Origin of the sequence: Arthrobacter sp. Y81 (assembly GCF_002929335.1) — a bacterium.
In the GTDB taxonomy this organism is placed as follows: Bacteria; Actinomycetota; Actinomycetes; order Actinomycetales; family Micrococcaceae; genus Arthrobacter.
On the sequence record NZ_PJIL01000011.1, the window covers coordinates 159,387 to 165,675 of the forward strand.

The 6,289-nt window shown below is 66.8% G+C and carries 4 protein-coding genes; 1 reads left to right on the plus strand and 3 read right to left on the minus strand.

Annotated elements, in window-relative coordinates:
* Positions 1-12 precede the first annotated feature (12 nt).
* Positions 13-1,005: a hypothetical protein gene (locus CXQ91_RS15730; protein WP_181038914.1), complete on the plus strand. Its 993-nt coding sequence runs from the start codon at positions 13-15 to the stop codon at positions 1,003-1,005.
* 117 nt (positions 1,006-1,122) lie between these two features.
* Here CXQ91_RS15730 and CXQ91_RS15735 read toward each other — a convergent pair whose 3' ends face one another.
* From CXQ91_RS15735 to CXQ91_RS15745, 3 genes are all read right to left on the minus strand, one after another.
* Entirely contained in the window at positions 1,123-3,138 is a 2,016-nt protein-coding gene (locus CXQ91_RS15735) for an NHL domain-containing thioredoxin family protein (protein ID WP_104174824.1), read from the minus strand.
* Positions 3,138-5,285 (minus strand): cytochrome c oxidase assembly protein, encoded by a 2,148-nt coding sequence (locus tag CXQ91_RS15740; protein ID WP_104174825.1) that lies wholly within the window; start codon positions 5,283-5,285, stop codon positions 3,138-3,140. The genes CXQ91_RS15735 and CXQ91_RS15740 overlap by 1 nt, the downstream gene beginning before the upstream one ends.
* A gap of 132 nt (positions 5,286-5,417) precedes the next feature.
* On the minus strand, positions 5,418-5,702 hold the full coding sequence (locus CXQ91_RS15745; protein ID WP_028271010.1) for an HU family DNA-binding protein: 285 nt from the start codon (positions 5,700-5,702) through the stop codon (positions 5,418-5,420).
* Between the last annotated feature and the right edge of the window lie 587 nt (positions 5,703-6,289).

Sequence of the window (6,289 nt, forward strand, 5' to 3'; positions counted from 1 at the left end):
AGGTGCGTGCAGATGAGTCAAGCGTTGGTGAGGATCGCGGCCGGGTGGCTGCTGGGCCTTATGCTTGCCATCGCCGGAGCCGTGGTGGCGGTCAACCTGGTGAACGCCTCAGTGGCGGGTCCCGAGCAGCCCGTGCGCGAATATCTGGACGCTTTGCAGAAGGGCGAGGGCGAAAAAGCGCTGGGTCTCCTGCGCGCTTCCGTGCCGCAGAGCGACGCCGCCATGCTCGACGGAACAGCACTGCAGACGGCCGCTTCCCGCGTCACCAACGTGAAGTTCGGCGAGACCCAGGAGCGTCCCGGAAACCAGGTCATGGTCCCCATGGAGTACACCATCGACGGCAGCAGGCTGAGCACCGAGTTCCTGCTGGAGCGGACCGGGACCGAATGGCTCTTCTTCAACAAGTGGGCGTTCGTGCCGGCAGCACTGCCTGTCCTGGAAGTCACCGTGGTCAACTCCAGCCAGGCCACGCTCAACGGCGTCCCGGTGAACATGCCCAACGGCCGCAATTCCTTCGCCGTCTTTTATCCCGGCGAGTATGAGGCCAGCCTGAACGGCGAATACTTCGCAGCTCCGGCCAGCCGCGCCACGGTGTCCGGCCGTGACGTTCCCACAGCCCCGCTGAGCCTCCTGACGGAGGCCACCCAAGGGTTGAAGGACGCCGTGGGCTCCAAGGTCAAGGAATTCCTGGACACCTGCGCCGCGGAGGCCGTGAAGGAACAGAAGCTCCAGCCCGACTGCCCGTTCTACCACGCCACGTTCAACCGGGTGACGCCCGGGACCATCAACTGGAGCATCAGCGAGTACCCGAAGGTGTCCATTGAGCCCTTCGGCGGCCGCTGGGTGGTGGCCCCGCTGGACGGGAAGGCACGGTTGGAGGCCCAGCAAACGGACCTGTTCAGCGGCGCCGTGACCGACCTGAACGTGGAACACGACTTCAGCTTCACCACGCGGCTCGACGTCGACGGCGACACGATCAGAGTCACCCCGCTCCTCAGCTACTAGGCTGCCGGCGGTTCCTTGGCTGGTGGCGCTCGTCGTCGCTGACAGAACTGGCCCGGCTCCCAACCCCAGGGGGGGGTCAAAAGCCGGGCCAGTTCAGCATCCGTGGACGGCGGAGCCTCAGTCCATCCCGCGGAGGTCCAGGACCAGCTCCGTGTCGCCGTCGCCCTGCAGGACCACCGGGATGCCCCAGTCCTGCTGGTACAGGTGGCAGGCTGCGTGATCGGGGATCTCGCCGTCGGCCGTTTCGGGGCCGTCACAGGCCGCGGCGCGCGCTGTGATGTGCAGTATGCCCTCCGGAACGTCGGAGGAGAGCTCCAGCGTCCGACGCAGCCCCACTGACGTGCCGCCGCCCGCAACCAGCAGCTCGGGCGGGGTGGAGGAGATCTTCAGCTGCGTGGGGTCGCCCCAGCGGTCGTCAAGCTTCTGCCCCGTGGGCGCCGTGAAGCGGACCGTGAGCTCCAGCGTGCCGGGGGCTACGGGGCTCTTGGGCCGGTGTGTCTGCACTGCGCCCTCGTCCACCTGCTGCGCTTCCTTGGGGATGGGCACGTAGATCAGCTGGTGTTTGTTTGCTTCCACCACCACCAGCAGCGGCTCGGAGCCGGCAGTGTGCGTGTGGTCCACAATCACATCGGACGGCTCGGACAGCCCCCGCGCAAGGGTGGACACGGTTCCGGTCGCGGGGTCGTAGCGGCGGACGGCGCCGTTGTAGGTGTCAGCAATCGCCACGGAGCCGTCGGGCAGCACGGTGACGCCGAGCGGGTGCTGCAGCCGCGCCTCAGCGGCCGGTCCGTCGCGGAAGCCGAAGTCGAAGAGGCCCTTGCCAACGGCGGACTCCACGGTGACCGTACCGTCGTCGTCAATCACCAGTTTGCGCAGCGCGGACGTCTCGGAGTCAGCCACCCAGATGTTGCCGTCGGCGTCCTCGGCCAGGCCGGACGACTGGGCGAACCAGGCCTCGTGGGCGGGGCCGTCCAGGAGGCCCTCCAGTCCGTTGCCGGCCACGATGGACACGACGCCGGACAGGGGGTCGAAGCTGAAGATCTGGTGGACACCGGCCATGGCGACCATCACGGCGTTGAGCTTGGCGGACCACACCACGTCCCACGGCGAGCTCAGCGCAACGTCCAGGGGATGATCGCTGAGCCGTCCGGTGAAGCCGGCCGCGTCCTCATCCACGCGTGCAGGCCCTGTTTCCAGCAGGCGCTGCACGCCGCTGCCGACGAGTGTGGTGACGGTTCCGTCCGCGAGGGACAGCCCGCGCAGGCGGTGGTTGACGGTGTCGGCAATCACGACGTCGTAACCGGTCTTCGCTGCCACGTCTTCCGGCAGGAGGACAAGGCCCTGCGGCTCGTTGAACTGTGCCGTGGGCTTGACGGAGTCGACGTCGGCGCCGGGGCCGTCCGTGTGGCCCTTGGTCCCGGAGCCGTAGGTGCGGAGCACCGTGTGGAAATCAGTGTCCAGCTCCACCAGGCGGTGGTGACCGGTGTCCGTGACCAGCCAGGAGCCGGCGTCGGGAGTCCCGGCGTCGGCTTCCGCGCTGGCTGGCTTTCCGGCAGCAGTGCCCCGGCCTGCCGGGAGGAAGAGTGCTTTGCCCGGGAACCGCAACGTGCCCGACGTCGGCTCCGGCGCCACGTACGGCCCGTTGCCGCGGTGCAGGGTCCCCTTCGCCTCGTGCACGGCGATGAGTTCCGGGATCAGCACGGACAGGCCGTCAGCGTGGCCTTCGCCGGACAGGTGGGCCACGATGTAGCCCTCGGGGTCGATGACCACCAGCGTGGGCCAGGCGCGGGCCGTGTAGGCCTTCCAGGTTTCCAGCTCGGGATCGTCCAGGACCGGGTGGTGGATCTCGTAGCGTTCCACGGCGGCGGCGAGGGCGACGGGATCGGCCTCGTGCTCGAACTTCGGGGAGTGCACGCCCACGGTCACCAGGACGTCGGAGTACTTCTCTTCGAGCGGGCGCAGCTCGTCGAGGACGTGCAGGCAGTTGATGCAGCAGAAGGTCCAGAAATCCAGGAGCACGATCTTGCCGCGCAGGGCTTCGAGGTCCAGGGACTTCCCGCCGGTGTTCAGCCAGTTACGGCCCACCAGTTCGGAGGCGCGGACCCGGAGGTGGGTGCGTACGGTTTCGCTCATCAGCGTCCTTCCAGCTTTGAATTGCGGTCAGCCAGCTTGGCGTCGCGTTCAGCCAATTTGGCAAACATATCGTTGTAAGCAGTGAGATCGGCGTCGTTATTCCTGTCGGCCGCGCGGTCGGTCCGTTTGGACTCCCGGGCGTCGGCGCGCGACCACATCACGGCGACGCCGATGGCCACCAGGAGGGTGGGTACTTCACCGATGCCCCAGGCCACTGCGCCGCCCATCTGCTGGTCCAGCAGCGCGGACGGCCCCCAGGCCCGGCCCAGGTTGCCGAAGTAGTCCGCGGCCAGCAGTCCGGTCCCGCCCATGATCGCTACGCCGAAGAAGGCGTGGAAGCCCATGGTGGCCAGCAGGAGCAGCAGGCGCATGGGGTAGGGCGCGCGGCGGGGCAGCGGATCGGTACCGATCATGCTCAGGACGAAGATGTAGCCGGTGAGGGCGAAGTGCAGGTTCATGAGCTCGTGGCCCACGTGGTCCCGCATGGCGTAGCCGAAGGCGTCCGAATAGTAGAACAGCACAATGGAGCCCGCGAAGTTGGCGGCCGCGAACAGCGGGTGCGTGACCAGTTGGGAGAGCTTGGAGTGCACAAACAACAGCAGCCACTCACGGATACCGCGTGACCCGTCGCCGCGTGCCGGCAGGGCCCGCAGCGCGAGGGTCACGGGGGCACCGAGAACCAGGAAGATCGGAGCCACCATGGTGAGCGCCATGTGGTCCACCATGTGCGCGGAAAACAGCACGCGGCCGTAGACCGACGGCGGGCCGGACGTGATGTAGGTGAGGACCAGCAGCCCGATCACCCAGTTGACGGTGCGGAACCAGGACCATTTGTCACCCCGGCGCAGGACCTTGGCCACGCCCAGGAAGTACGAGACCAGCCCAAAGACGGCGACGGCGATCCACAGCCAGTCCAGCCGCCATTCCGTAAGCCAGCGTTCCGGGGTCAGCTCGGGCGGCAGTTCGTAGCCGGAGAGGATGAAGGCCGGGGACGCGTCCGGGGCGAACGTGGTGGGCTGCGGCGGGGCCGAACGGCCCAGTGCGACGGCGATGCCGGAGGTTGCGCCCATGATCAGAAGCTCCGCAATGACCAGCTGCCACAGCACCCGACGGGCGGACAGTGCGGCGCCCTTGCGGTGGAGCTGCGGGATAACCCACTGGCGGTGCATGAGGCCGATGCCGCCGAGCATGAGGGTGGCCACGGCTTTGGCCAGCACCATTTGCCCGTACGCGGATCCGAACAGATCGTGCCAGCTGGTGATCCGGATGCTCGCGTTGATGACACCGGAGGCGAAGACCAGCACGAAGGCGAATCCGGCCAGCGAGGAGAACCGGCGGAGCGTGGGCTCGGTGATGTCTGCCTTGCCGGCCGCCTTGGTTCCGGTCAGGATGCCGGACAGGACGGCCAGCATGATGATGCCGCCCACCCATGCGGACACGCCGACCAGGTGCAGGGCCAGGGAGTTGATGGCGCCTTCGTGGTCGCTGGAGCTCGAGGAGTGGCCGATCAGGGCGATGGGCACCATGCCCACGAGCGACAGCACAAGGGTGATGGCCAGCCCGGTCAGGGAACGCACACCAAACAGCGCGGTGGTTACGACGGCAGCCACGATGGTGACGGCGAGCCAGGCGCGGCCGGTCTCGATGTCCGTCATGAAGTAGACCAGCGCACGCGTGAACTCGGCATCCCCGGAGAGGGACTGGCCTGCCACGTCCGAGTAGGTCAGCACCAGCACCGCTATCGCGGACAGCGTCCACGCAGCGCCGGCAGCCGCCGCCACGGCCAGTGCCCGGGAGAACGCCGGGTGCTCCGGTGTGCTGGTGTCCTTGGACCGGGAACCGTTGGCGTTGCGCGGCAGGATGCCGACGGCGAAGATCAGGCCGCCGATCACTGTAGCCAGGGAGACGTTGTGGAGGGCCTTGCTGATGGGGAGCCCCCAGCGGATCAGGGCTCCGGGGTCGGACACCTCGCGTGCGGCGGCCGCTCCCGAGAACAGGAGGGCTGCTGCGAGGCCCAGGAAGAGCGCTGCCACGCCGGCGAGTTGCCACGGCCGGGAAATGCCCGCAGCGCTGCCAGCTGCCCCAGTCTTTCCCGGAGTGGGGGAAGGCTGCGGAAGAGTGGGGCGGGATTTTGCTGCTGAGGGCACCTATCCATTGTCCGCTACCGGTGCCTGGGCCGCGAATCGGAGGGTTGGCTGCTGGCTGCCGTGTTGCGGTTAACGCAAAGGGAGCGGCAACCCTGAGGTTGCCGCTCCCTTTCAAGCGTTGGACGCCGGATGCTACTTCTTGGAGACAGCAGCCTTCAGCTTCGAGCCAGCGGTCAGCTTGACGCTGTGGCCAGCGGCGATCTGGATGGTCTCGCCGGTCTGCGGGTTGCGGCCGGTACGGGCTGCACGGTCGGTGCGCTCAACTGCGAGCCAGCCCGGGATGGTGATCTTCTCGCCCGCGGCGACAGAGGTCTCGAAAACCTCGAACAGTGCATCCAGCACGGAGTTGACGGCTGCCTGGCTGGTGCCGGCCTTGCCTGCTACCTCTGAAACAAGTTCACTACGGTTCTTAGCCATTGATGTCCTCCTGGACGGTCATGATTTCTGGAGCCTGCACGCGGCATGCGTACAAGCCACTGTTCGAAAACTTACCAGCTTGCCGCGGTCAGGTCCGCAAATTCCGCGTGTTTCCGCCATTTTTTGAGGTAAATCACCGGTTTTGAGGCCTTTCGAGCCCTTATTTCGCCATCAGCGGACGCTCCCCCAGCTTCCCCGGCGAACGGTGGGGTATCCTCCTCAGCGTCCGCCGCCCCCTCCGATATCCGCCGGGGCGACGCTCTCTCACTTTTTGGGGGAAATTCCCGGACGCTCTCTCAGTTTCCGGTGAATTTACGACGGCGGTGTGTGGCTTGGGTGCCGGCCGGCCTCTGCAGGATGTGAGAGAGGGTTGCCCTGGAGGGTGCAGGATGTGAGAGAGCGTCCTGGCTGTTCGGGTTTTTGGTGGTGTTGGGTGGTTGAAGTGTGTGGGGGTGGTTAACGTGGGAGAGCCCCAACCAGTTTCCTGGTTGGGGCTCTCGACCTAATGGTTGTCCGGCGGTGACCTACTCTCCCACACCCTCCCGGGTGCAGTACCATCGGCGCTGTGGGTCTTAGCTTCCGGGTTC

Coding starts and splice junctions, on each gene's coding strand:
- CXQ91_RS15730 (WP_181038914.1), top strand. CDS start 13: ATGAGTCAAGCGTTGGTGAGGATCGCGGCCGGGTGGCTGCTGGGCCTT.
- CXQ91_RS15735 (WP_104174824.1), bottom strand. CDS start 3,138: ATGAGCGAAACCGTACGCACCCACCTCCGGGTCCGCGCCTCCGAACTG.
- CXQ91_RS15745 (WP_028271010.1), bottom strand. CDS start 5,702: ATGGCTAAGAACCGTAGTGAACTTGTTTCAGAGGTAGCAGGCAAGGCC.